Source organism: Pseudovibrio sp. Ad26 (genome assembly GCF_001623285.1).
Lineage (GTDB): Bacteria > Pseudomonadota > Alphaproteobacteria > Rhizobiales > Stappiaceae > Pseudovibrio > Pseudovibrio ascidiaceicola.
Genome location: NZ_LMCE01000047.1, coordinates 146,438 through 171,900, shown reverse-complemented (window position 1 = coordinate 171,900; position 25,463 = coordinate 146,438). Strand labels below are relative to the sequence as shown.

The 25,463-nt window shown below is 50.7% G+C and carries 22 protein-coding genes; 18 read left to right on the top strand and 4 right to left on the bottom strand.

Annotated features, from left to right (window positions below; translation table 11 throughout):
- Window positions 1-13: 13 nt before the first annotated feature.
- On the bottom strand, window positions 14-397 hold the full coding sequence (locus tag PsAD26_RS07255) for a response regulator (protein ID WP_057464072.1): 384 nt from the start codon (window positions 395-397) through the stop codon (window positions 14-16).
- Window positions 398-677: 280 nt separating this feature from the next.
- On the opposite strand from PsAD26_RS07255, the gene PsAD26_RS07250 reads away from it, so the two are divergent.
- The 9 genes from PsAD26_RS07250 to PsAD26_RS07210 all read left to right on the top strand — a co-directional run bounded on the left by PsAD26_RS07250 (window position 678) and on the right by PsAD26_RS07210 (window position 12,169).
- Window positions 678-1,124, top strand: a complete 447-nt coding sequence (locus PsAD26_RS07250) for a MaoC family dehydratase (protein ID WP_063309860.1) — start codon at window positions 678-680, stop codon at window positions 1,122-1,124.
- A gap of 233 nt (window positions 1,125-1,357) precedes the next feature.
- Window positions 1,358-2,359: a bifunctional riboflavin kinase/FAD synthetase gene (locus PsAD26_RS07245; protein WP_063309859.1), complete on the top strand. Its 1,002-nt coding sequence runs from the start codon at window positions 1,358-1,360 to the stop codon at window positions 2,357-2,359.
- A 24-nt stretch (window positions 2,360-2,383) separates the two neighbouring features.
- Window positions 2,384-3,322 carry a DMT family transporter gene (locus PsAD26_RS07240; protein ID WP_063309858.1) on the top strand — a complete coding sequence of 313 codons (939 nt, stop codon included), beginning with the start codon at window positions 2,384-2,386 and terminating at the stop codon, window positions 3,320-3,322.
- A gap of 162 nt (window positions 3,323-3,484) precedes the next feature.
- A complete protein-coding gene (locus PsAD26_RS07235; RefSeq protein WP_063309857.1) occupies window positions 3,485-4,459 on the top strand; it encodes a DMT family transporter in 975 nt (324 codons plus the stop codon).
- Between the two features lie 339 nt (window positions 4,460-4,798).
- A complete protein-coding gene (ileS, locus tag PsAD26_RS07230) occupies window positions 4,799-7,732 on the top strand; it encodes an isoleucine--tRNA ligase (RefSeq protein ID WP_063309856.1) in 2,934 nt (977 codons plus the stop codon).
- 27 nt (window positions 7,733-7,759) lie between these two features.
- Entirely contained in the window at window positions 7,760-8,266 is a 507-nt protein-coding gene (gene lspA, locus PsAD26_RS07225) for a signal peptidase II (protein ID WP_063309855.1), read from the top strand.
- 198 nt (window positions 8,267-8,464) lie between these two features.
- Window positions 8,465-9,202, top strand: coding sequence for a hypothetical protein (locus PsAD26_RS07220; protein WP_208985557.1), 738 nt, complete (start codon window positions 8,465-8,467; stop codon window positions 9,200-9,202).
- A 188-nt stretch (window positions 9,203-9,390) separates the two neighbouring features.
- The gene (locus PsAD26_RS07215; protein WP_063309854.1) at window positions 9,391-10,800 is read left to right on the top strand and encodes a pitrilysin family protein; all 1,410 of its coding nucleotides are present in this window, start codon (window positions 9,391-9,393) and stop codon (window positions 10,798-10,800) included.
- A gap of 13 nt (window positions 10,801-10,813) precedes the next feature.
- The gene (locus PsAD26_RS07210) at window positions 10,814-12,169 is read left to right on the top strand and encodes a pitrilysin family protein (protein ID WP_063309853.1); all 1,356 of its coding nucleotides are present in this window, start codon (window positions 10,814-10,816) and stop codon (window positions 12,167-12,169) included.
- Between the two features lie 44 nt (window positions 12,170-12,213).
- Here the strand turns inward: PsAD26_RS07210 and PsAD26_RS07205 are convergent, their stop codons facing one another.
- Entirely contained in the window at window positions 12,214-13,656 is a 1,443-nt protein-coding gene (locus PsAD26_RS07205; RefSeq protein ID WP_063309852.1) for an EAL domain-containing protein, read from the bottom strand.
- A 425-nt stretch (window positions 13,657-14,081) separates the two neighbouring features.
- On the opposite strand from PsAD26_RS07205, the gene PsAD26_RS07200 reads away from it, so the two are divergent.
- From PsAD26_RS07200 to PsAD26_RS07170, 7 genes are all read left to right on the top strand, one after another.
- Window positions 14,082-15,488 carry a sigma-54 dependent transcriptional regulator gene (locus PsAD26_RS07200; protein ID WP_063310077.1) on the top strand — a complete coding sequence of 469 codons (1,407 nt, stop codon included), beginning with the start codon at window positions 14,082-14,084 and terminating at the stop codon, window positions 15,486-15,488.
- A 174-nt stretch (window positions 15,489-15,662) separates the two neighbouring features.
- The gene (locus PsAD26_RS07195; RefSeq protein WP_063309851.1) at window positions 15,663-16,238 is read left to right on the top strand and encodes a hypothetical protein; all 576 of its coding nucleotides are present in this window, start codon (window positions 15,663-15,665) and stop codon (window positions 16,236-16,238) included.
- A 480-nt stretch (window positions 16,239-16,718) separates the two neighbouring features.
- Entirely contained in the window at window positions 16,719-17,006 is a 288-nt protein-coding gene (groES, locus tag PsAD26_RS07190) for a co-chaperone GroES (protein ID WP_057464068.1), read from the top strand.
- Window positions 17,007-17,071: 65 nt separating this feature from the next.
- The gene (gene groL, locus PsAD26_RS07185) at window positions 17,072-18,724 is read left to right on the top strand and encodes a chaperonin GroEL (protein WP_063309850.1); all 1,653 of its coding nucleotides are present in this window, start codon (window positions 17,072-17,074) and stop codon (window positions 18,722-18,724) included.
- A gap of 94 nt (window positions 18,725-18,818) precedes the next feature.
- Window positions 18,819-19,265 carry a DUF4268 domain-containing protein gene (locus tag PsAD26_RS07180; protein WP_063309849.1) on the top strand — a complete coding sequence of 149 codons (447 nt, stop codon included), beginning with the start codon at window positions 18,819-18,821 and terminating at the stop codon, window positions 19,263-19,265.
- Window positions 19,266-19,389: 124 nt separating this feature from the next.
- Window positions 19,390-20,052, top strand: a complete 663-nt coding sequence (locus tag PsAD26_RS07175) for an NAD(P)H-binding protein (protein WP_063309848.1) — start codon at window positions 19,390-19,392, stop codon at window positions 20,050-20,052.
- 208 nt (window positions 20,053-20,260) lie between these two features.
- Window positions 20,261-20,854, top strand: a complete 594-nt coding sequence (locus tag PsAD26_RS07170) for a hypothetical protein (RefSeq protein ID WP_063309847.1) — start codon at window positions 20,261-20,263, stop codon at window positions 20,852-20,854.
- A 536-nt stretch (window positions 20,855-21,390) separates the two neighbouring features.
- Here PsAD26_RS07170 and PsAD26_RS07165 read toward each other — a convergent pair.
- Window positions 21,391-23,076, bottom strand: coding sequence for a sugar porter family MFS transporter (locus PsAD26_RS07165; protein WP_208985555.1), 1,686 nt, complete (start codon window positions 23,074-23,076; stop codon window positions 21,391-21,393).
- On the opposite strand from PsAD26_RS07165, the gene PsAD26_RS07160 reads away from it, so the two are divergent.
- Complete coding sequence (locus tag PsAD26_RS07160) at window positions 23,075-23,542, top strand: GNAT family N-acetyltransferase (RefSeq protein ID WP_063309846.1); 468 nt, start codon at window positions 23,075-23,077, stop codon at window positions 23,540-23,542. The two genes, PsAD26_RS07165 and PsAD26_RS07160, sit on opposite strands and share 2 nt — an antisense overlap.
- Before the next feature lie 44 nt (window positions 23,543-23,586).
- Here the strand turns inward: PsAD26_RS07160 and PsAD26_RS07155 are convergent, their stop codons facing one another.
- Complete coding sequence (locus PsAD26_RS07155; RefSeq protein ID WP_063309845.1) at window positions 23,587-24,618, bottom strand: hypothetical protein; 1,032 nt, start codon at window positions 24,616-24,618, stop codon at window positions 23,587-23,589.
- A gap of 191 nt (window positions 24,619-24,809) precedes the next feature.
- Here PsAD26_RS07155 and msrA point away from each other — a divergent pair, with 191 nt between their 5' ends.
- Window positions 24,810-25,439, top strand: a complete 630-nt coding sequence (msrA, locus tag PsAD26_RS07150; RefSeq protein ID WP_063309844.1) for a peptide-methionine (S)-S-oxide reductase MsrA — start codon at window positions 24,810-24,812, stop codon at window positions 25,437-25,439.
- The last annotated feature ends 24 nt before the right edge of the window (window positions 25,440-25,463 follow it).

The following is a 25,463-nucleotide window of genomic DNA, read 5'->3' as shown; positions in this document are numbered from 1 at the left end:
TGCGCAAAACAATTTACTCGGCGAAAACCGCTTCGATTTTGCCTTTAAGAGTTTGCGCGTTAAACGGCTTAACGATGTAGTTGTTAACCCCTGCCTTTTTAGCAGCGATCACGTTTTCCGTTTTAGACTCAGCCGTCACCATAATGAATGGCGTCTTACTAAGAGCAGCATCCTGCCTGACCTGCTTGAGCAGTTCATAGCCAGTCATAGGTTCCATGTTCCAATCCGAGATCACCAGGCCGTAACGACGCTGCTTCATTTTCTCGTAGGCCTCAGTGCCATCAGCCGCATCATCGATGTCCGCAAAGCCAAGTTGCTTTAACAAGTTCCGAATGATTCGAATCATGGTCTTATAATCATCGACAACCAAAATTGGCATCTGAAGATCAAGGGCCATGTACAACTCCATATTCTCAAGAGGCTGTCGTTGCCTCTCTGCTATACTCACGGCGACCACGACATTGTTCGGTCACACTGGACGCAGGTGTCCTTCCAAATAAAAGGGGTCCCCACCAATTCAACTTCGCGAAATTAACCGCCCTACGTTATAGTTAGGTTAATTTATCCAATACGATTTCAATAATGCTAAAAGCCTAATTGTTTTTTAGAGATCCGCTTACTAGCGTTTCCGCGCGTTTTACCGGCAATTTTGCCTGTGGTTAATTCGAGGAAACACTATGCTCAGCCTTCGTCCGCTCGCTTATGAAGACCTTTCAGTCGGTATGACCGAAGTTTTCGTAAAGCATGTCAGCTCTCAAGACATCGTAGGATTCGCAGAGGTTTCCGGTGACAGAAATCCAATCCATTTGTCGGAGCATTTTGCAGCTAAGACCCCTTTTAAAACTCGTATTGCGCACGGTCTTTACACCGCGAGCCTTATCTCAGCCGTACTTGGAACGCGATTACCGGGCCCAGGTGCAGTTTATTTGTCTCAATCTTTAAATTTTCGCGCGCCTGTGTATATCGGCGACGATATTGAGGTGCGCGTGAGCGTTGCAGAGCTGATCGGCAAGGGCAATCGCGCCCGGTTGGATTGCCAATGTTTGGTCGAAGGCAAGGTGGTTTTGGAGGGGGAAGCGATGGTCAAAGTCCCTGCCCGTGTCGACATGGATATTCCCCTCTAAGCTAAAATTCCTGCACAGAACTTAAAGTTTCTTGTGTCCGGCCCGGCAAACTCCATCTCAAGAGCTTGACGGGGCGGATTTCTCACGGCACCGTCTCGCAAAATTCTAGATATTTAGAGTGTGTTGCGCTCTATGCATTCGTGCATCAGACTCTAAATCTGTCTATTCACGCGTATTTTAATCCGAAAACCGGAGCCACTTTTCGGAAATACGCTTTAGCGGGAAGTCAATTCATGGGTGAGCCGACCAAGCAGGCGCATTCTTTTCAGCATATTACCGACCTTGCGCAGTTTCCTGAAAAACTGCGCGGCGGTGTTGTTGCTATTGGGAATTTTGATGGCGTTCATCGCGGACATCGGGCTGTTCTTGATTTGGCGCGAGATGAAGCTGCAAAGCGTGGTGTTCCGGCCCTTGCCATGACTTTTGAACCACACCCACGCACCTTTTTCCGGCCTGATCAACCTGTGTTTCGTTTGACGCCTTCACATGTCAAAGCTGAGATTTTTGAAGCGGAACATCTGGACGGGGTGATCGAACTGCCCTTTACAAAAGAGTTTGCCGGTATGGCTGCTGAGGATTTTGTGAAGGACATTCTAGTTGGGCGCCTTGGCATTTCCCAGAGCATTACTGGCTATGACTTCCACTTTGGGAAGGGGCGGCAAGGAACACCTGAGTTTCTTGAGCAAGCTGGTGAAACCCATGGATTTGCCGTGACCATCGTTGGAGCAGAGGGTGATGAAGGAGGAGAAATCATCTCCTCCAGCCGTATTCGAGCCGCTCTTGCTGAAGGTGAATTGGCTGTCGCGAACAGCTTGCTTGGATATCGTTATTTTGTTGAAGCAACCGTTCAACACGGTGAGAAGCGTGGCCGCGAGCTGGGATACCCAACTGCGAACCTGAAGCTTGCTGATAATTGCGAGCTGAAAGAAGGCGTTTATGCCGTTCAGATCAAAATTGACGGCGTGATGCATGATGGTGTGGCCAGTTTTGGTCGTCGTCCAACATTTGATGATGGCGCACCGCTGCTTGAAGTGCATGTGTTTGACTTCACTGGTGACTTATATGAAAAGCCAGTCACAGTCTGCTTCATCGGATTTATCCGTGCCGAACTTAAATTTGACGGCATTGAAGCCTTAATTAGCCAGATGGATCAGGATAGTGCTGAAGCACGGGCAATGATTGCCTCGATGCGTCCGCTCTCTCATCTGGACCAAATGCTCAATACCGATGGGTAATCCCAGTCTTTAGAAAGATACCTCATGACATCAGCGGCTACGCGAGCTGGCACTGCCAGCTCTGATAATGTGTTGCATGGCGTGCTGCTGATGATGTGCGGGTTGCTCATTCTTTCGAGCACCGATGGCGTGGTGAAATACCTCTCAGAGTTTTTCTCTCCTTTGACGGTCGCTTTCTTCCGCTTTGCCGTGCAGCTTGTCATTATTCTGGCGATTGCTTCTTTTCAGAAACGAAGCTGGCTTAGTCTTTTGAAAGAGACCACCCTGCCCTTGTTCTGCCGTGGCTTGCTGCTTGCGGTGGGCTCGGTGTTCATTGTGTTTGGGTTGAAGTACCTGCCATTGACAGATGCGACAGCAATTTTCTTTGTGCAGCCTGTTATTCTTGTTGTTCTGTCCTCTGTATTCCTGAAGGAAAGAGTTGGGCCAAAACGATGGCTGGCGGTGTTGATTGGGTTTGCTGGTGTGCTTGTGATAATGCGCCCCGGCACCGGCGTTTTCCAACCGGCGAGCCTTCTCGTTTTAGCGGCTGCCTTTACATTTGCTTGCTATCTGATGCTGACACGCAAGCTCTCCGGGCAGGCCTCTCAGCTGGCCATACAGTTCGCGACCGGCTTTGCTGGCAGTCTCTTTATTCTGCCAATCATCATTTATGCATGGCTGACTGGCTTTGGTGGAGATCTGGTGATTGCCAATCAGGAGGCCAACTTTACTCTGCCAACAATTCTGTTGTGCTGTCTTGGTGCAACTGGCCTGATCGCACATGTTTTGCTGGTCAAAGCCTTTGAGAGAGCACCAGCATCCGTGTTGGCTCCAATCAACTACGTTGAAATTTTCTCGGCAACTACAATTGGTTACTTGGTCTTCAATGAAATCCCTGACGAGTTTGTCTGGATTGGCGTTGGTATGCTTATCTGCAGCGGACTGATACTTGCGAATGCAGAGAGAAAACCCTCCCCCTCATAATATTGAGGGGCGGAACAGATACTCTTTAGATAACTGCACTGAATAGCCTGTTACCGGTACTTTCTTTTGGTTGCGCGAAGGAATAGCTGGTGCGTCAATATAGGCCCTTACCCTCTGCGCTGGCTTTGATATGTCAGCGTATCCCCATTATCCGAGAGCAACATGACAACAACAACCGCCTCGACAGATAGTCATACCTCTAATGCCGGGCTGCATGGCATTCTGTTTATGGTCGCCGGAATGTCTCTGGCCCCCTTGATGGATGGCACAGCCAAGTATCTTAGTGCGTTCATTTCGCCAGTTGAGGTGTCGCTTGGCCGCTTCCTGTGTCAGGCGATTATTGTTCTCGTGATTGCGGGTTTCATGGGCCGTTCGTTCGGCTCTTTGATGAAAGAGGTCAACCGTATTCAGCTGGTGCGCGGTGCTTGTCTCGCGATTTGCTCAATCTTCTTCTTCACCTCTCTTAAGTACATGCCTTTGGCGGATGCGATTGCGATCTTCTTTGTGCAGCCGATGATCCTGACTGTACTTTCTGCTGTTGTTTTGAAGGAAAAAGTGGGCGTGCGCCGTTGGGCAGCCGTTGTGGTTGGCATGATCGGGGCTCTGATCATTATCCGCCCAGGATCCAGTGCTTTGGGTTGGCCCTCCCTCTTGCCGTTGGCTGCGGCCACCTCTTTTGCAGTTTATCTTGTTCTGACGCGCAAACTGGCAGGGAGTGCCTCTTTGCTTGGCATTCAGTTCGCGACTGGTATTGCTGGTGTTTTGACGCTTACACCGCTTGTTGTCATCGCAAGCCTGCTTGGGCTTGAAGCTGCCGCCTGGACAACACCGGATCTTACTCATCTGCCATTGTTCGTGTTGATGGGCATTATATCGTTTGCTTCTCACGGCTGTATCGTGCTTGCATTTGACCGAGCCCCTGCGTCCGTTCTTGCACCGCTCAGCTACACCGAGATTATCAGTGCAACGATTGTAGGCTTTGTGCTGTTTGGGGACATTCCGGACATGTTTGTCTGGCTGGGTGTGGCTTTGATTGCAGGTGGCGGGCTTTACATTGCGCACCGTGAACGGACCGCTGCGAAGCGTCAGGCGGAAAGTGAAGAGCTTGTCGACAGCTCACCCAAGCGCCATTACTGACGATTGGGTCGTGGGTTCCGTCTTCAGGAAAATTGCGCTTGGTCTTGAGAATATTGAGCTTTGTTGTTAGAGGCTCTTTATTCCTAGGATAAGCGCTGCTAAAAGCACTCATTATGTTAGCCGAGTTTGAAGATAACAGGACTGCTCCTTTGACCTTACTCAAGGTGTGCCAATTTCGAATTATTGGCCCGGCCTTCAGTTGAGACGCCCGCTGGCGCCCTGAAGTACCGGGAGACCTCCAACCGTCACAGAGACGGCGGGATTTTCAAACTTGCGCAAATTCCTGCGCTTTACCAAATGCCTATGGGCAAACAAATGCCCACATAAGCGGACTGCCAAATGACCGATACACCGAGCCGCGATTATTCGGACACGCTCAACCTGCCTAAAACTGATTTCCCAATGCGGGCAGGCCTTCCAAAGAATGAACCTAAGATCCTTTCCAAGTGGTTGGACAAGGACCTTTACAAGGTGATGCGCGATCAATCCGCAGGTCGCCCTAAGTTCATCCTGCATGATGGCCCTCCTTATGCGAACGGCAACATCCATATTGGTCATGCGCTGAACAAGACCCTGAAGGACATCATCAACCGCTCCATGCAGATGCAGGGCTTTGATGCGAACTACGTTCCTGGCTGGGATTGCCATGGTCTGCCAATCGAATGGAAGATCGAAGAGCAGTATCGCAAAAAAGGCAAAAACAAAGACGCTGTGCCGATCAACGAATTTCGTAAGGAATGCCGTGAATTTGCGGACAAGTGGATTGACGTTCAGCGCGAAGAATTCAAGCGCCTTGGTATTGAAGCAGACTGGGACAACCCATATCTGACCATGCGCTACGACAGTGAAGCTGTGATCGCAAAAGAACTGATGAAGTTCGCGACATCCGGCCAGCTGTACCGTGGTTCCAAGCCTGTGATGTGGTCTATCGTTGAAAAAACCGCTCTTGCTGAAGCGGAAGTGGAGTATGAAGACCATATCTCCCACACCATCTGGGTAACTTTCCCGGTTGTGTCTGGCAATGAAGCACTGATTGGCAAGAAGGTGGTCATCTGGACAACCACTCCTTGGACCATTCCAGCGAACCGCGCGATCTCTTTCTCTAACGACATCAGCTATGGCATCTACAAGGTGAGCGAGGCTGCTGAAGACAACTGGGCGAAGGTTGGCGAAGAATACATCCTTGCTGACAAGCTTGCTGAGTCTGTTTTTGAAGCCTCCCGCGTTGATGCCTATGAGCGTGTTTCCGATGTTGATGTGAGCACAATCGAATACTGCGCGCATCCGCTGCGTGGTGCTGAAAGCGCTGGCGACTACTTCGACTTCAACGTGCCGATGCTTGCCGGTGAGCACGTCACCGATGATGCTGGTACTGGCTTCGTGCACACCGCTCCTGGTCATGGTCAGGAAGATTTCCAGATGTTCCTGGACAACCGGGAAGCCTTTGCAAGAGCTGGTACTGAGCAGGTTCCGATGACCGTTCAGCCGGATGGTTCCTACTATCCGCATGTGCCGCTGTTTGAAGGCAAGTACATTCTTGACCGTAAGGGCAAAGAAGGCTCCACCAACAAAGCTGTTATCGAAAAGCTGACTGAAGTTGGTGGACTGATGGCTCGTGGCCGTGTGAAGCACTCCTATCCGCATTCCTGGCGCTCTAAAGCACCGCTGATCTTCCGTAACACGCCGCAGTGGTTTGTTTACATGGACAAGGAGCTTTCCGAGGAAGCCAAAGGTGACACACTGCGTGCCCGCGCGCTGAAGGCGATCTCCGAGACACGTTTTGTGCCAGCAACTGGCCAGAACCGTCTGAACGCCATGATCGAAGCGCGTCCTGACTGGGTTCTTTCCCGTCAACGTGCATGGGGTGTGCCGATCACCGTGCTTGTGAACAAGGAAACCCGTGAAGTTTTGAAGGACGAAGCGGTTAACGCGCGTATCTTCGAAGCCTTCCAGAATGAAGGTGCGGATGCATGGTTTGAAGAAGGCGCAACACAGCGCTTCCTTGGCGATGCATATGATGCTGAGAACTTCGAAAAAGTCGAGGACATCCTCGACGTGTGGTTCGATTCCGGCTCAACACACGCCTTCTGCATGGAACGCCGTGAAGACCTGAACCCGAACCGTAAAGGTTTGGGTGGTGACGACTACGTGTTGTACCTTGAAGGTACCGATCAGCACCGCGGCTGGTTCCACTCTTCCCTGCTGGAAAGCTGTGGTACTCGCGGTCATGCACCATATGATGCTGTTCTTACCCACGGTTTCACCATGGATGAGCAGGGCCGCAAGATGTCCAAGTCTTTGGGCAATACGGTTGCACCTCAGGACGTCATCAAGCAGTACGGCGCGGACATCCTGCGTTTGTGGGTTGGTTCTGTCGATTATGCTGAAGACCAGCGTATCGGCCCTGAGATCATCAAGACCAACGTTGATGCTTACCGCAAGATGCGTAATACTCTACGCTTCATGCTTGGCTCTCTTGGTCACTATGACGGCGAAGAGATTGCTCTTGCTGACATGAATGAACTTGAGCTTTTGATGCTGCACCGTCTGGCCGAGCTGGATGTGCTGGTTCGTGATGCCTATCAGGCGTTCGACAGCAAGCGCGTGTTCTCTGCTCTGTTCAACTTCATGACTGTTGAGCTGTCCGCGTTCTACTTCGATATCCGCAAGGATGCGCTGTATTGCGATGCTCCGTCTTCCACGAAGCGCAAAGCTTCTCTTTATGTGATTGAGCAGCTGTTCCGTCACCTGACCATGTGGCTGGCACCAATCCTGCCGTTCACCATGGAAGAGAGCTGGAGCTACCGGTACGGTGAGGCGACCACTTCTGTTCACCTGCAGCAGTTCCCTGTTGTTTCTTCTGCGTGGAGAAATGATGAACTGGCCGCGAAATGGGAGAAGGTTCGTGCGGTGCGCCGTGTGATCACTGGTGCATTGGAAATTGAGCGCCGTGAAAAGCGGATCGGTTCTTCTTTGGAAGCACATCCAACCGTTTATATCTCAGATGCGGACCTGATGGCTGCTCTGGATGGTCTGGACGCTGCAGAAATTGCGATCACATCCCAGCTGAACCTGTCTTCTGACAATGCTCCGGAAGGTGCATTCACTCTGGAAGACGTTGCTGGTGTTGGCGTTGTGCCGGGTCTTGCTGAGGGTAACAAGTGTGCCCGCTCCTGGAAGATCCTGCCAGAAGTTGGCGCAGACGCTGAGTATCCTGAGCTGACACTGCGCGATGCGGATGCAATGCGCGAGCTGGATGGCGCGACTGTTTAAGCGAAAGATGTGACGAGGGAATTTGTTTTGAAGAAACTGAAGTTTTGGGGACGTCACAGTTCCCTCGTCCTCCTCCTTGCCGTTGCTGGTCTGGTCGTTGATCAGATTGCCAAGTTCTGGGCTGTTGCTCATTTCTCAGGCGGTGGCATTCCTACAATTCCGGTCGGCCCTTTTCTGGATCTGGTTCTGGTCTGGAACAAAGGCGTATCCTACGGATTTTTCCAGCAAACGACTGAGTTGGGCCGCTGGGGACTAGCAGCCTTTACCGTTGTTGCTTCAGTTTTCATCTGGTTCTGGAGTGCGCGTGCGAGTAATCGGTTGGAAGGCTTTTGCCTTGGGCTGGTGCTATCTGGCGCCCTGAGCAATGGTTTTGACCGCCTCTATTATGGCCAAGTCGTCGATTACCTCTATTTCCATGTTGGGGAATTTTCCTGGTACGTCTTCAATCTGGCAGATGCATGGATTGTTATTGGCGCCGCTGGTTTACTGCTCGACACCTTATTTATTGGCAAAAATAAGGATAGCCGGCCCTAAAACTGCCTAATTCTCAATTATATGTGGGGAATATCGGGTGCTTCTGGGCATAACTACACACTTAGGGCCTTCATGGTTTCGTGATTCCTGTTTTAAGGTGGCATCACTGGATTATGAGGACTACAGATTTCGCAGGCTGTCATTTGACCCGTGATGCCTGTCAAACGCCGTTTTGATGGTGATCGGGAAACAAGGGTAATGAAATTGCAAAGCCGTAGCAAAAAATTCGTTGTTCGGGCCACTTTTGTTTGCGGGCTCTCTCTCGCACTATCTGCCTGCATGACAGGTAATGGTGACTTCGATGATGGTACTGAAACCACCGATTTAAGTTTGATGACTGGTGTGTTGAGCGCGGTTGGTCTTGAGTCTCAGAAGAACACTGACATCAAGTACAAAGAACGTGCTCCGCTTGTTATGCCGACACAGGCTGGCAACCTTCCGCAGCCAGATTCTCGCAAGCTCTCTGAAGTCGCTAGCAACTGGCCGGTTGACCGTTCTAAGGAAGAACTTGAAGAGATCCGTGCGTTCTACAAAGTGGAACCAGGTGAACCTTTGAGCATTGAGCAAATGCGCGGCCACCCTGCACTGGAAAAAGCCGCTGCCCGTCCTCGCGATTTCGCAGCTGAGAAACGTCAGCAGCAGCTTCTTGATGGTGACAAGCTGAGCCCGACTGAACTTGCAGCTCTTGGCAAACAATATCAGGCTGCCAAAAAACAGCTTGGTGGCAAGGATGTGGAAGCACCAATTTGCGCACCTGGCGATCCAAGTTGTACGCCGACACGCAAATACCTGACCGAGCCTCCAGTGGCTTACTCCACTCCTGTTGCAGGCGTTGCTTTTGCGACCCCGGAAGTGGACGAAAGCGAAGAAGTTCGCAAAAAGCGTGAAGCAGCAGCAATTGAAGACGGCGCTCGTATCGACATGAGCAAGCAGTAAGAACTTTTCTCTAACAGAGAGTTCAAGTCTTACTGAAAGCCTGAATAAACTATGAAGCAAGCGCGACGATGTTCGCGCTTTTTTCATTATAGCTGCAATAGATTACGAATAATTCACGAGGAGATTAACCACAATCACGGTATAGGTAGGGCAGCTGTGTCCTGCTCATTTTAAAGGGAGCCCCCTACGTGACTGGTCGATCTCTCGCGCTTAAAGCCCTCGCTTTGAGTCTGGTTGTTTTCGCAAGCCCAGTATTGCCCGTGGTTGCGGATACAACAGGGAAAGCTTCAATCGAAGACTTTTCAAAAATACACATCGGCGGAACCGATGTTTCCCAAACCACTCTCGACAACGGCCTTCAGGTGGTTGTCATCCCTGACCGACGCGCGCCGATTGTGACCCACATGGTGTGGTACCGCGTTGGTGGAGCAGATGAAAAACCCGGTAAATCCGGCATCGCGCATTTTCTTGAACATCTCATGTTCAAAGGAACCAAGAATACACCAGAGGGTGAGTTCTCCAAAAAGGTTGCTCAGGTAGGTGGTCAGGAAAACGCCTTCACTTCTCAAGACTACACGGCCTATTATCAGCAGGTTGCCAAAGAGTATCTGGAAATGGTGATGGGCTATGAGGCTGATCGCATGTCCAACCTGATCCTGACTGAAAAGCAGGTTGATCCGGAACGGGATGTGGTGCTGGAAGAGCGTTCCCAGCGTGTGGACCGCAGCCCTGCTGCCAGACTATCTGAGACATTCGATCAGGTCTTGTTTCCGAACAGCCCCTACGGTATTCCGGTGATTGGCTGGAAAGACGAAATTCAGGCGCTGAACAAAGACGATGCTATCGCCTTTTACGACAAGTACTACACACCAAACAACGCAATCCTGATTGTCGCCGGTGATGTGACTTCGGAAGACGTTCTGGCCCTTGCCAAGAAGACCTATGGCAAGGTTGAGCAACGTGCGGACCCGGGTCCACGTGATCGTCCGCATGTCCAGATCGTGCCAGGTAATCGCGAAGTCAGCCTGCAGAGTGATCAGGTTGCGCAGCCAAGCCTGCAACATGGCTGGATCGTACCAAGCTCGACCACAGCAGAGCCGAGTGACTCTGAAGCTCTTGAAGTGCTTTCAGACATTTTAGGTGGCGGCGCTAACAGCCGGCTTTACAAAGCGCTGGTGATTGAAGGCGAAGTCGCGACCAGTGCTGGAGCCTGGTACCAGTCTACCGCTTTGGATGACACCCGCTTCATTCTTTACACCTCTCCCAAAGATGGTGTTGAGCTGGAAGAACTGGAAAAGCGTGCTCTGGCAATCGTGAATGATGTTCTTGAGAACGGTGTGACGGCTGAAGAAGTGGAACGTTCTAAACGCTCTATGCTGGCCTCTGCCATTTACGCACAAGACAAGCAAGACGTTCTGGCTCGCATCTTTGGGACAGCTCTGACCACTGGTGGTTCTGTTGAGAAGGTTCAGACCTGGCCTGCTCGCATTGCCAAGGTGACACCTGAACAGGTTCAGGCAGTTGCGCAGAAGTACCTTAGTGAAACCAGTGTGGCGAGCTATCTGATGCCTGCTGCAAAACCTGAAAATGCAGAGTGAGAGGGGACGCTCGATGAAAGCTAAAGTTCTTATGGCGGCTTCTGCCTCCGCTTACCGCATGACGGCAAGTTTGTTTGCGTTGCTGGCCTTGTCATTCCTGTTCGTCGCTACCTTTGTGCAGAACAGCCAGGCCATTGAGATCCAAGAGGTTAAAAGCCCCGGAGGGATCACAGCATGGTTGGTAGAAGACTACACTGTTCCGATCATCGCACTGAACTTTGCGTTTGCAGGTGGTAGTTCTCAAGATTCAGATGCCAAGTTGGGTGTGACCAACCTCTTGAGCACCATGCTTGATGAAGGGGCTGGAGATCTCGATTCCCAAGCCTTTCAGGGACGTATTGAAGATCTGACTATGAGTCTGTCCTTCAGTTCTGGCCGCGATTTCTTCTATGGGTCTTTCCAGAGCTTGCAGGCGAATAAGGATCACACCTTCGAGATGCTTCGTCTGGCTGTGAACGAGCCACGTTTTGACAATGATCCTCTTGAGCGGATGAAAGCACAGACGATCTCTGGCATTCGTCGCAGCCTAAAGCGCCCAGATGCTTTGGCTGGTCTGAATTTGTCCAAGACCATCTTCCCGGATCACCCTTATGGCCGCCCAAGCCGAGGAACAGAGGATACGGTTGCCAAGCTGACTTCTGATGATCTGAAAACACAGCGTGCAAAGATCTTTGCAAAAGGCTCTTTGAAGATTGGTGTTGTGGGAGCCATTAGTGCTGATGAGCTGGCCAGCGTTCTGGACAAAGTCTTTGCTAATCTGCCTGAAAACGGTGATCTGGTTGCTATTCCCAATGTGGAGCCTGTGACAGATAAGGCTGTTCACGTTGACTTTGAGAGCCCACAGACTTCCATTCAGTTCGCTTTGCCAGGTTATGAGCGTCATGATCCGAAGTTCATGTCTGCCTTCGTGATGAACCACATTCTGGGTGGTGGCTCCTTCTCCTCATGGCTCTATGACGAAATCCGTGAGCAGCGTGGTCTGGCTTACTCCGTTGGTTCTTATCTGGTTCCTTACAAGCACGCAGCGCTGTTGATGGGGTCCACGGGTACACGCTCGGACAAAGCTGGAGAAGCGATTGATATCATCAAGAAGCAGATGGTGCGGATGGCGCAGACTGGGCCTACTCCGGCAGAACTTGAAGAAGCGAAGTCCTATCTGACTGGCAATTACGCTCTCAACTTTGACAGCTCCAGCAGCATTGCCCGTCAGCTGACAGGCATTCAGACCCAAGAGCTGGGCATTGATTACATCGACAAGCGCAATGAGATGGTCGAAGCAGTAACACTGGAAGGTGTTCGCGAGGTTGCTCAGGACATGTTTGATGGCATTGAGCCAACCTTTATTACGGTTGGCAAACCGCTGAACTAACTCTTACTCAAAGCATGAAAAACAAGCAGGCGAGTTGATGAAAATCAGCTCGCCTCTTTCTTTAGCGAGCGTGGGTTTGGCGCGCCTTGCAGAACGTCTGCACGGACTGGACGTGGCGGTGAGAACAGGAAGCCCTGTGCACAGCGGATGTCCATTTCCAGAAGCTCCAGTACAGCGCCTTCGCTCTCCACATGATCCACGATCAGCTCGATGCCATAGCGTTGTAGCAGGCTACCGAAGTCTGCCGGGTGGATGTTGCTCTTGGCCAGATCATCTTCATGCAACAACAAACGTGATGCATGCAGCTTTGCGAACCGGAAGCCGCGATCAGCCAAAGCACGGAAATCCATGCGTAGGTCAGTGATGCGATCTACAGAGAAACGGAAGCCCAGCTCAGCCAGAGCAGCGAGGCTTTCGTACTCAATCGCACTCATGACAGCAACATCAGCCTGCGAGAATTCGAAGATCAGCAAATCTGAGTAGGTGTCGTTGGCGCGCACGAACTCCAAAAAGCCCGGGAAGAAGTTTTCATCCATGAGCGTGCTTGGAGACAGGTTACAGAACAAGCCTGCTTCTCTGTTGCGGGTTGCCAGACGCTTCAGGATCTGGAGAGATCGGAACAACAAAATATTGTCGATCGCTGGCATTTGGCCGGTGCGGTCTGCTTCCTGAAGGAACTCGATTGGCTCAAGCGTGTCGCCATTGGCCTTGCGCAGACGCGTCAGGGCCTCGTAATAGCGAACACGACGCTGCGGCAATGTCACGATTGGCTGTAGGTAGAGGTCCACCCTACCCGCTTCGATGCTTGCGCGAATTTCTTCGGCCAGAGCGGCATTGGGATGGTGCATGCGCGGTGCGGCCGGGCGTTTCATCTCAGGTGCGCGTGTTTCTGCAAAAGGTTCCTGCACAGCCGCCATTGGTTGACTTGCTGCCATCGGCTGGCCTGCCGCGCTCGCAAATGCAGCAGCTGCCTGACTGGCCAGATCACCAGATGGTTCCTTCATCGCTGCCTGCGGAGCGGCCAGGCGCTGAGCTGGTTGAGGCTGAAGCTGCGCCTGCTTGGTGCGCTGGTCCTCGATGGCAATGCCCTGATCCTCGATCCGGGTTTCCATGTCGGCCATGGCTTCGGCCATCTGCTTCACCAGAGAACCGATAACCTCCACTTCAGCAAATAGCGGGTCAATCTCTTCCCGGGTGCGGCGTGGAATGTTGTGCTCGACACCAGTAAGGCGGCCTTCGAGGTTTCCGACATCATCATCGATGGCTGCAATCCGCTCTTCCAAGCGATTGACGGCGTCAGATACCGCGGATTTTTCCTGAGAGCGGGTCAACATGAAATGGATGAAGATCATGGTGCACATCGCCGTGAAGGCAACGGTGATGGCCTCGCCAACCGGACGCGCAAAAAGGTAGACCATCACAGTGCCACAAGAGGCCGCAATGGCTGAAATAGAAAACAAAATGGAAATGTTCGCCAAGCGCGTCATATCCTCAAGAGTACCTGTTGGTCCGAATCACAAAATACATACCTGAATTTTGCCGCATTTACCGAGGTCGTTCGAACCCTATACCCATTATATTTCTAGGGAAAACCCGTGTTGTCCCCGCAAGAATGACAATAGAGCTACATATATCATCAGCGCATACGATTTTCGTCACAATCCCGAGCTGAACTTAGGCGCGCGATTCTGGCGAACGGCGATATTTATCGGGTAAGAAAGTTGCTCGAAGCGTTCTGCGTGAAAGAAATTAACTGCATAATGCAATCAACCTCGAAAACGAAAAGGGTTTGTTTACCCTGTTTGCACAAACTCAGGGTGTCGAATGATTGTCGGCATGATGTATTGATTTTTGAGGTTGCCTGCCAATGGGATCCCCCAAAGCTACCAATAGGTTTTTGAACGCCTGTGTCGTGGACACTAATCGTGCAGAGGCTCGTAAAACCAGTAGTGCATTGTCGAAGCATGTTACCAGCGGACAACCTGCGCATGTTCTTGCCAGTAAGGAACATGCCGTCGCCTTTTTGCGACATACCCCAATCAATATCGTTATTGTCGATCTTGAATGCATTGGCGGAGAAGCCGAGCTTTCTGAGATTGTCGCTGCTGCTCCACGCGCGGTTATGATTGCAGTCAGCGCCAAGGGGTCTGTGAGCCGTGCCATGAATGCCATGCGCAATGGTGCCCATGACTTTTTGACCAAGCCTTACACAAGCGAAATGCTTTTGGAGAAACTTGAAGCACATCTGGGTGTGTTCAAGAGAGCGGCACCTTCCCCTTCACTTCCAGTCTCAGCTAGCCCAGAGGCAATTGTCTCCAGTGACACGTCTGGAACAACTGCTCAGTTTGAAGGGTTTGTGGGCGCCTCCAACCGTATGCAAAGCGTTTATGCGCAGATCAACCGGATGGCCACATCCAGTGCACCAGCCTTCATTACCGGGGAATCAGGTACAGGCAAGGAATTGTGTGCACAGGCGCTGCACGCCAGATCTGCACGCAAAGGCGGGCCTTTTGTCGCAATCAACTGTGGAGCGATTCCGGCCAATCTGATGGAGTCTGAGATCTTCGGTCATGCACGCGGTGCCTTTACCGGAGCAGATGAAGCCAGAGCCGGGGCAGCAGAGCTTGCCGATGGGGGAACTCTGTTCCTTGATGAAATTGGCGAGATGGAACTCTGCCTGCAGAGTAAGCTGTTGCGCTTTCTTCAGACCGGCTCTATTCAGCGCGTTGGAGAGCATAAACCGCGCTCGCTGGATCTGCGCGTTATCTGCGCAACCAACAGAGATCCCAAAACAGAGATCACTGCAGGTCGCTTTCGTGAAGATCTGTTCTATCGCCTCCACGTCCTGCCGATCCGTCTGCCTGCTCTTCGGGAGCGCCGCGAAGACATCCCGTCCCTTGCTCAAACATTCCTGAAGAAGTACGCAGCAGAAGAAACCCGCAGATTTCAGCGTTTTTCGACCTATGCAGAGGCTCTTTTGCTGCAGCACAGCTGGCCGGGTAATGTGCGCGAACTGGAGAATGTCATTCGCCAGCTTGTGGTCATGAATGACGGTGATAAAGTCACTGAACTCATGCTCTCTCCTTTGCTGCGTGAACAGGCTGTTCCGGTCCTTTCTGACATTGCCTTCAGCACAAGCGAACCGATGCCTTCCATGGGGCGGTCGATCGAACCGCTCTGGTTTCAGGAAAAGCAGATTATCGAGACCACGCTTGAAACTTTTGACGGCAACATTGCCCTTGCAGCTGCCGCTTTGGAAATCAGCCCCTCGACCATCTACCGGAAGAAGCAATCCTGGGCTGAACGGGCCAGTGCCTGATCAATTGCGTTGTAATTGCTTAACCATCGCATGTGGAATGTCTTCGTGACGCATATCTAAGCTGCCTCAACAAATGGGGCAGTATTGTCTCCCTTAGATTTAAGAGCTATACCACCGCCAAGAATCAGGTGAGTGCCGCAGATATTGTGTTCTGCTGGCTCTAGGGGGCTAACAATGCCATTTACAGTGAGAGGGATGTCAGCTTACGCAAAAGCTGCAGCCTGTTCTATTTTTGCGGTTGCTTTGTTGGGTAGCGCTGCATCTGCTGAAGACAAGAGTGCGCCGAGCGCTGACTTTAAAGCTGCTCAGGACGCCTACACCATTGCCTGGCAGCAGCAGCCACTCGCTTTTACGGCAGCAAAATTCATCGCATTACCAGCTGAAGGTTACGGTGCTTATAAAGCTTTGGAGACTGCAGAGTTCCAGAGCGGTGATCCATTGACCGTGTACGCTGAGCCTGTTGGCTTCTCCTATAAAGAGATGGGCGGCACATATGCGATTGATTTGAGCGTTGACTTTGAACTGCGCAACACTACTGGTCAGGTGCTTGCCTCTCAGGACGGGTTTACCGCCTTGCACTCCGCAAGCTTCAACCAAATCCGCGAGTATCAGACATCATTGAGCTTCAACCTTAAAGGGCTGCAAGCTGGAGACTATGTGCTGAAGGTACAGTTTAACGACGAGAACTCGGAAAAGTCCGGCAGCTTTGAGCTTCCGTTTTCCATGAAGGACGCGCCTCTTCAGAATTAGAGCATGTTGCGTTCATATGCATTCACGCACCAAGCTCTAACTCTTTAATTTTGCGCGTATTCTTATCAAAAAACCGGAACCACTTTTCGGGAACACGCTCTAAGACCTGAAAGCTTCCTGTTAAAGTTCAAAAGCTGGCTTTGATCTTAAAGCCAGCTTTTCTTTTGCGCTGATTCCGGAAATTCCCGTGCAGGCAGCACAGACAGTCCATTCGTCTAGGCTGAGTTGAAACTGCACCCAGATTGCCCCCAATTTCTCGCAGTATTCCTATATTTGTTGCGCCTCGGATTATTTTTTTACAGCTCTCTTCTTGACTATAAGGGGTGGTGAAACTACATCATTTTGTGGTTGTTAGCACTCTGCCTTTGGGAGTGCTAATGACTGTGGGGCTGCAAAGTTTCACCCACTCTCAAAGTTTTTAACCTTCGCGTCCGGGCGCTGCCTAAAAGGGGCGCTCGCGTATGAGAGGAAGAGCCAATTATGAAGTTTCGTCCGCTACACGACCGTGTTGTCGTTCGCCGCATTGAGTCTGAAGAAAAAACAGCTGGTGGCATCATCATTCCTGACACTGCAAAAGAAAAGCCACAGGAAGGCGAAGTTATCGCTGTTGGCGCTGGCGCACGTAAGGACAACGGTGAGCTGATCGCTATCGACGTTAAAGCTGGTGACCGCGTTCTGTTCGGCAAATGGTCCGGTACTGAAGTTAAGATCGACGGTGAAGACCTGCTGATCATGAAGGAATCCGACATCATGGGTATCCTGGCTTAATTCCAGGCCATTGTTGAGACCCTACGATCCCTTCTGTTATTCAAGAATTTAAGTGAGACAAAACCATGGCTGCTAAAGAAGTCAAATTCGGCTCTGATGCCCGCGACAAGATGCTTAAAGGCGTCGACATCCTTGCAAACGCTGTAAAAGTTACCCTCGGCCCTAAAGGTCGTAACGTTGTTCTGGATAAAGCATTCGGCGCACCACGTATCACCAAAGATGGTGTTTCTGTTGCGAAGGAAATCGAACTTGAAGACAAGTTCGAAAACATGGGCGCACAGATGGTGCGTGAAGTTGCTTCCAAAACCAACGACATTGCTGGTGACGGTACAACAACTGCGACTGTTCTGGCGCAGGCTATCGTTAAAGAAGGTGCAAAGTTCGTTGCTGCTGGCATGAACCCAATGGACCTGAAGCGCGGCGTTGACATGGCAACTGCTGCTGCTGTTGCAGACCTAACTTCCCGTTCCAAGTCTATCTCTTCTACTGACGAAGTTGCACAGGTTGGCACTATCTCTGCTAACGGCGACACCCAGATCGGTGAAGACATTGCTGAAGCAATGCAGCGCGTTGGCAACGAAGGTGTTATCACCGTTGAAGAAGCTAAGTCTCTTGAGACCGAGCTTGAAGTTGTTGAAGGTATGCAGTTCGACCGCGGTTACCTTTCTCCATACTTCGTCACCAACGCTGAAAAGATGATTGCTGACCTGGAAAAGCCACTCATTCTCCTTCACGAGAAGAAGCTTTCCAACCTGCAGCCAATGCTTCCAATCCTTGAAAGCGCTGTTCAGTCTTCCCGCCCACTCATCATCATCGCTGAAGATGTTGAAGGTGAAGCACTGGCGACTCTCGTAGTTAACAAACTGCGTGGCGGCCTGAAGATTGCTGCTGTTAAGGCTCCTGGCTTCGGCGACCGTCGTAAAGCAATGCTCGAAGACATCGCTATCCTGACTGGTGGTACCGTGATCTCTGACGATCTCGGCATCAAGCTGGAAAACGTAACCATCGACATGCTCGGCACTGCTGACAAGGTGAACATCACCAAGGAAACCACTACCATTGTTGATGGTGCTGGCGAAAAAGCTGACATCGAAGCACGCGTTTCCCAGATCAAAGCTCAGATCGAAGAAACTTCTTCTGACTACGACCGCGAGAAGCTGCAGGAACGTCTTGCTAAACTTGCTGGTGGTGTTGCAGTTATCCGCGTTGGTGGTGCAACCGAAGTAGAAGTAAAAGAGAAAAAAGACCGCATCGACGATGCCCTGAACGCAACACGCGCTGCTGTTGAAGAAGGTATCGTACCAGGTGGTGGTTGTGCTCTTCTTCGTGCAAAAGCTGCTGTTGAGAAAGTATCTTCCGAGAACGTTGACATTGAAGCTGGTATCAAGATCGTTCTGCGCGCTCTTGAAGCTCCGCTTCGCCAGATCTCTGAAAACTCTGGTGTTGAAGGTTCTATCGTTGTTGGCAAAATCCAGGACAACATTGCGGATGAGACCTTCGGCTTCAATGCTCAGACCGAAGAATACGTCAACATGATTGAAGCTGGCATCATCGATCCAACTAAGGTTGTTCGTACTGCACTTCAGGATGCTGCATCTGTAGCTGGTCTGCTGATCACTACTGAGGCAATGGTTGCTGAACTGCCTAAGAAAGACTCCGGCCCAGCAATGCCTCCAATGGACGGCGGCATGGGCGGCATGGGCGGCATGGGCTTCTAAGCCAAGCCAACCAACGCTTAAACGAATTAGGGCATCCTTCGGGGTGCCCTTTTTTGCATTGTCACAAACAGCTTCAGCTAGGAAATAACAACTCATGAGTGAACTAAAACAAAAACATCATGATATTTGGCAAGCAGTCAAAGACCAGATGTCTGACACTAAACTGCCGATTAAACTGAGAAATAATGTTCCCGACGGAAGTTACTACGACATCAAGTTTGGCATACCGAACGCTTATCTAAGTCTCCATTATCTGGATGAAGAAAACTGCGCGAAAGTTATGATCAACTTTCGGAATGAGCCCGGCGAGGCCTACTTCAAAGAACTGCTAAACCAAAAAGAACATGTAGAGACAGCGATCGGCGCGTCCCTTGATTGGGACCCTGCTGAACATGCCCGATATTGCAGCATCGTGTTATGGAAGAGAGATGTTGATCTTGGCACCAACACGACAATGCCTGAGCTTGCAGACTGGTATGTAACCTGGCTCGGAAACTTCCACATGGCACTCTTCCCGCTGCTCTCTGCCATTCCCAAGTAGCAATCGAAATGAAAGCACCTGAAATGGTGCTCTTATTTTTTGTATTACGCTTCAATTTGCTCGAGTTTTAAACTCTCACCCTGATCTACCAATCTGCTTTGGCTGATAATCGGAGGAATTTCCTATGAAAAATCGTGTAGCGATGGTCTTTGGTGCAACTGGGCTGATTGGTTCTGAGGTGGTTCGGCTGCTGCTTGCCAGTGAGGCGTATGACGAGGTTCATGCAGTTGTGCGCAAAGATCCAGAGATTAAAGATGATAAGCTTCGTTTGCATCTGACCGATTTCAGCGATCTTTCCAGCCTTCAACTGCCAATGAACGTGACGGATGTGTTCTGCTGTCTGGGGACCACGCTGAAGAAAGCCGGCTCAAAAGAAGCGTTTTACGCAATTGACTTCCAGCTTGCCTACGACCTTACGCGGTTGGCACGTGAAGCTGGTGCTGAGCAGTTTCTCATGGTTTCTTCGATTGGTGCTGCGGCAGCCAGTTCCAACTACTATCTGAGGGTCAAAGGGGAGCTTGAAGAGGCCGTTCGTGGGTTGTCTTATCCTTGCACAAAAGTGTTCCGACCGTCTTTGTTGCTTGGTGAGCGTCAGGAACAACGCTTTGCGGAAGGACTAGCTGGATCGGTACTGCCATACCTCTCGTTTCTCTTCCAAGGCCCTTTACGGAAGTATCGTCCAATCGAGAGCACAGCAGTTGCACATGCATTGGTTGCCGGGGCCCTTGAAGGTGGGAATGGGTTTCGCGTTCTGGAAGGCGACGAGATTGCTGCGAAGGCTGTCTGAGCGAAAATTTTATCCCCCTTCCTCAATCCAACCCATACGAATCCTATGTCCATGTAAACGGGCACCTCTTGAGGTGTTTTTTGCCTAGCTGTGGTGCTCTAAGTCAGCGTTTTGGGCTCCGGCCTTTTGTCTAACTCGCCCTGTTACCGATTGAGTGATAATCGACATATCATTAGACATAACTTTGTATTTCAAGGTGTTAACAACTATGCATGTTAGATTTTTAATACATTTGTTTCTATTTGGTATTCTGTTTACACCAGCTGGTACGCTCGCACAGCAATACATACCCGCACCTGTACACGCGGTTAGCTTTGATGAATGGACTGCCGCTAATGCACGTCTGGCTAATCAACAACCACTGGAAGAAATTCTTGGTATCTTAGAATTGAGCAGAAAGGACTGGGCTGAGGTCAACACAGCGTTTGAAACCGCACTCGCGACGACACCTGGTTATAAACTGGTTGAACACTATGGCGCTGTATTCACTAGTCCAGCAGTTGGCCGTTTTCAGAAAATAGAAGCTCAACCAGAACCTCACGAAGCATTGAAGAGTTATAGTGACTTTTCACGCATTGAATCACATTTGAGCGTTGCCTCTACGATTGGCGAAGATATCCATCCCGTTTTGCAGTCATATGGTTTCACGCTTTATCAGTACACACAGGAAGCTAACCGCTGGCACGAAGTGCGAGCAAAGGCGGCACGCACCGGCAACAACGCAGAAATCTATCGTCAAAGGCAAATTGACCAGCAGTTTAAGGCGCATTTCGAGAAGCTCTACAAACAGAGCGGAAATTAAGCTGGCTTTCTTCTTGTAAGATCTTATCCCCCTCTCCCTAACACACTCCATACTAATCTCATGTCCACGTACACGGGCAGCTGGCGGAGCGACCGTCAGTGTGGCGTGGGCTGGGCGGGGCTACCGGGAGACATAACGCATCCTCCGGCGGGTCCGTTGAAACACCCCTTGAAAGTCTTTAGTGCAGGGACCAAGCGGAAGCTGGTCACCCGATGGGCGTCTACACTGGCAGCTGCAGCTGTCAGGGACAAGTCAAACTGTCCTTTACAGCAACTGCCCTGACTGTGAGACCTGAAGCAAAGCCTTGTGTTTTGTGAGGGCTCATAGTGATGGGTAGGCACCTGCTCCCAATGCCTTTCGGTGGAGACCTTGTTTCATACAAAAACGCCCGGGCGAGGCGAGCAGCCAATGCCGAAGAAACTAATTTACTTACAATGCGCAGGTATTGCCTGCTCGCCTTGCTCATCCCGCATCCTGGGAACCTAAGCTCCACCACTGCATGGGAATCCATGTGGTGCCATTGATGTTTGCAGGCCCTATTCGCCAGCGACGGGCCCTTCAGCCGTCTTGCTACCACCTTTGTGGAACAGCTCGTAGATATCTTCCAAAGACACTCCTTTGGTCTCTGGTGCGCGGCGGATGGCGTAGACGGTTCCGATGCAACAGCATATGGCGAAGAACAGAAAGATCTCGGTGATCGTGAAGAGCTGGTTCAATTTGGGGAACCCAAACACCACAAGGAATGTGAAGACCCAGTTGACGGTTACCGCCACGACCATTCCTTTGGCCCTCAGATAATTTGGGAACACCTCTGACATGTAGACCCATGGCAGCGGCCCCATGGAGAGGGAATAGGAGATCACGTAGAGGCAAAGACCTGAGACGGACAAAGCTGTGCCAATCCCGTCCCCCATGAGAAAACCTCCCACGATCAAGAACTGGGAGAGTGCGCAGGCTGGCAGTCCATAGACCATAAGGGGTCTTCGGCCAACACGATCAATGAGGAGCAAGCTGGCAGCGGCAGCGAGAGCGAGGGCTGCACCAAGACCGACCGTTGCAGACAGGCGGCTGGCTTCCTCAGAAAAGCCCAGGTCGCCGAAAAGTTCCGGCGCATAGAGGATGACCGCATTGATGCCGCTGAGCTGCTGGAACAGGAAGGTGAAGACGCAGAAACTGGTGATAGGCCGGTTTCGTGGATTGATGAGGTCCAGCCATCCCCCCTTTTGGTCTGCCACTTCGGCGAGGTCTTCCTCAATCCGCTTCACATTGCCTTTGACCCACGCCACAGATCGGGTTGGCTCAATCTTTTCAAAGACGGCCTCTGCCTCTGCCGAGCGCTTTGCCATGACGAGCCAGCGCGGGCTTTCGGGGGCACTCCAGATGCCAAAGAGTAGAAACGCTGCAGGGATCGCGGAAAGGAGGAACATGAACTGCCAGCGATTGATGGCTTCTGCGCTGTAGCCGAGATCAAGCGTGATCAGGTTGGAGAGGTAACCAATCAAGACACCAAAGGAGATCATAAACTGGAACGCGCCGAGCATACGGCCTCTGATCTTGCGCGGTGCAATTTCGGAGACATATTGGGGGCCAGCCATTGAGGACAGGCCAATTCCCATTCCGATGAGTGAGCGGGCAAATGTGAGGATGAAAAGGTCTTGCGCAACACTGGATAAGACAGCCCCGGTGATAAAGAACAGGGCTGCAATGATGACCGTTGATCGTCTGCCAAATTTATCGCTGAGATAGGCGCTCAGGTAGGCTCCAATCAAACCGCCGATGGACAAGGACGCGACCAGAAGACCTCCCCAATACGCAGAGAATTCAAACTCTGCTTTGATGGGCTCATAAGCGCCAGCGATGACGCCTTCGTTGTAGCCATAGAGCAAACCACAAAGTACGGCGATACATGCCAGGAGGATAATCATGCGCAATCCCTTTAAAGACCAAGGGAAAGTATAGGCGGAGGTCTCTAACCATCCGGAGGACACACAGCCCTGAATTGTGTGGTTTATCGCAAGACCCCAATAATGTTTGATCATATGCAGGAAAGACAACATGGATAGTTTCGCTGCCTCACGCAATGTACCGCGAGCAAAGTTGCACTGGCGAGTTGAATCGGCCTTGAGCTTTTCGCGGCCTTTGTCTTCAATTAAGCTTCCCGTCGCATGATCAGCGCAAGACCTTCCGAAGTGCTTCAACCTTTGCCAACCAGGATTTACCATGATTGTTCTTCAGGATTTCCCCGCAGCTCGTTTTGATGAGTTTCAGATCATTTCCGTCTCTGAATACGCCCAGGATCTGATGGATAATCGCTGTATGGAAGAACAGGCCGCGCTGAAGAAAGCCGAGGAAGGTTTGTCAAAGGCCTTTCCAGAGGGAAAAAGCAACAAACTCAATAAGCTGCTGAGCATCGTCAACAAAACGAAGGCTGGCGAAGTGGAAGTTGGTTTTCTCTGGTACTCCCTTCATGATGATGCATCTGCCTTCATCATGGATTTTCTGGTTTACTCAGAGCACCGTGGCAAGGGGTACGCCTCCAAAGCTCTTGAGGCGTTGAAGGCGACGTTCAAGAAAGATGGCCTGACGCGCATTGGACTTCGTGTCGCCCCTGACAATCACGGCGCTATACGGACCTATTACAAGGCTGGTTTTAACGTGACCGGATGGAATATGTCCTGCGAGGTTTGAGCACAAATTAGGCAGTAGTTTTCGGTTGCCAGACACACGATTAACTAGATTTCGAAGTTAGCAATCATATCTACCACTGCACGAAATTGCGCTGCTTGGAGCTCAGCAACAGTTGGCTGAATTGGTCCAGGTGGCAAACCAAAAGCAACTGGTTGATTTTGGACATCGTTGATAGGGAATAGACTTTCGCCAGGCAAAATCAAACGGTTATTATAATTTAAGGCTGGGAAGTTTACGTGTTGTTGGATTTCTCCCAAGCCCAGCAAATGAGGCAGCAATCTTCGAGTCGCTATTGGCAGCACTGGTGGGTTGAAACCATAAATAGATTGGACATCTACGACATGAGAATCATAATATTGTTTTAGCCCACTTTTTGTTATCAATGCATGTCCTGAATGATATTGCGCATTTTGGACGGTTGCCCGTCCCTGCATGAACTCATTGTATAGCTCGTTTTGATTAATATTACCGTTATTATCAAAGTTGCTAATTCGGGCAGAATTGAAGGGATAATCTCTTACTTCGAAAGGATGATATCGGAATTGCTGACCATTAGTCCAACCACCAAACTTGAGCCCCCAAAAAGTTCCGGCCAAGCTTCCATTGGTGATGTAGATAACTCTTGAATGTGGAGCTGCATTTACGGTCATATTGGGGAGAAATTCCTGAGTTGTCATCTTGACTGATCTATCAATCAGCTGCTCCAACTGTAAAGTTATTTGCTGAAGAGAGACACCCAGCGGCACCATTAGCCAATCATCAGAACGGTGCAGTAGATTACTCATACCATTCACAGAATGCTCATTTAATGGCACACTTGTTCGCCCCAAAGGAAGATTACCGTTTGCGTCTATTGGACCTGAAACCATTGCATAGATCCGGGTCTGTGCCGGGACGATAGCAAAACCATCACGATGAAACGGCCTCAAACGCACCGTTTTAGGAGAAAAAACACTCCCAAAGTAAGTTGATGGTAGCTGAACTTCAGCGACTACGCCATTGTCGGCATTCAGTGTCCCAAAAGCGATGTCACCGGCACTCATCTGAACAAGAGTGAGATTAGTCTGCGCTACCATAAAATTCTCCAAGATAAGTAAGATTAATGTGGCAAAGCCACTTATTTCGGAGACGCGTAATCTGAGAGAATGTGAGAGATAGCAGTTCAGCCTACTTGACGAAATGTTGAAGTGACTTCATTTCAAAAATGTATGGTCTTTCTGATAAGTTTTGGAAAATACCGGATTAAGACCTGATTTAAGGATCTGAGATGATTGCACGCAAAGCTGCAAAAGCCCTTGCCGTTCTTCCTTTGCTTTATGCTGTGAGCCAGCCTGCGCAAGCTGCTGAGACCGAAACCGCGATTTTTGCTGGTGGTTGCTTCTGGTGTATCGAGTCTGACTTTGACAAGATCGAAGGCGTTCTTGAGACCACATCCGGCTATACAGGTGGTCGCAGTGCAAACCCGACCTACAAGCAGGTTTCCGCTGGTGGCACAGGTCATATTGAAGCGTTGGAAGTAAAGTTTGATCCGGCTAAGGTGTCTTATGAAGAGCTGCTGACAGCCTTCTGGCATTCTGTTGATCCAACAGATGCCGGTGGTCAGTTTTGTGATCGTGGTGAGAGCTATCAGACAACCATCTTTGCAACCTCCCCTGCGCAGCTGAAAGCGGCAAAGGCCTCTAAGAAAGCGCTTGGAAAATCAGGTGAGGTCAACCGCCCGATTGTAACACCAATCCGCACTACAGCGCCGTTTTATGATGCTGAAGATTATCATCAGAACTACTACGAGAAGAACCCGATCCGCTACAAGTTCTACCGCTACCGCTGTGGCCGTGATCAGCGCGTCAAACAGGTTTGGGGTCCAAATGCTTACAAAGGTATCCCCGGAGAGCACTAAGGGCTTAGTATGGAACTTAAGAAG